The organism is Parendozoicomonas verongulae (assembly GCF_009711465.1).
GTDB classification, from domain to species: Bacteria; Pseudomonadota; Gammaproteobacteria; order Pseudomonadales; family Endozoicomonadaceae; genus Sansalvadorimonas; species Sansalvadorimonas verongulae.
Genome location: NZ_SMME01000628.1, coordinates 1,387 through 2,299, shown reverse-complemented (window position 1 = coordinate 2,299; position 913 = coordinate 1,387). Strand labels below are relative to the sequence as shown.

Here is a 913-nt window from a genome sequence, read left to right as displayed (position 1 = left end):
CCCGGCCGCCTGGGTACGCAGCCGGGTATAGATGCTCAGGGCCGCTCTCATGTTATCCCCACCTCTCATGAGCTGGAGGGTTCTGCCCAGTGTTAACTCGATATCCTTGTCATCACAGGGAGTGTTTGCCCCTCCCCCGGTCGCTCGGGTGCGCAATCGGGTAAAGATGTCCAGAGCGGCTCTCAGATTTCCATCCCCCCCCATGATCTGGAGTAGCCTGCCCAATGTTAACTCGATATCCTTATCATCACAGAAGGTATTCGCCCGTCCCCCGGCCGCCCGAGTACGCAGCCGGATAAAGATGTCCAGAGCGGCTCTCAGGTTGTCCCTACTCCCCGTGAGCTGAAGGTGTCTGCCCAGAGCCAGTTCAATTTCCTTGTCATCACAGGGTGTGTTACTCCGCCCCCCGGCTGCCTGGGTGCGCAGCCGAATAAAGATGTCCAGAGCCGCTTTCAGGTTGGCCGCGCCTCCCATGAGCTGAAGATGCCTGCCCAGTGTTAGTTCAATATCTTTATCATCACTGGGTGTGTTAGCCCGCCCCCCGGCTGCCCGGGTGCGCAACCGGGTAAAGATCTCCAAGGCTGCTTGCAGATTACCCCTGCCCCCTATTAACTGAAAATACCTACCCAGTGTCAGCTCAATATCTTTATCATCACAGGGGGTGTTCACCTCCCCCCCAGCCGCCCGGGTGCGCAGCCGGGTATAAATATCCAGGGCCGCTCTCAGATTGTCTGCCCCACCCATGAGCTGGAGATGCCGGCCCAGTGTTAACTCAATATTCTTGTCATCACAGGGAGTATTTGCCTTCCCTCCGGCCGCCAGGGTACGCAACCGGATAAAAATGTCCAGGGCCGCTTTCAGATTGTTTAAACCTCTCACAAGCTGGAGATGCCTGCCCAGTGCTATCTCGACA

At 57.2% G+C, this 913-nt stretch carries 1 protein-coding gene; it reads right to left on the bottom strand.

From position 1 onward, the window contains the following. The coding region (locus E1189_RS02010; protein ID WP_155158406.1) for a hypothetical protein at window positions 1–879 on the bottom strand (879 nt) is incomplete at its 3' end. Between the last annotated feature and the right edge of the window lie 34 nt (window positions 880–913).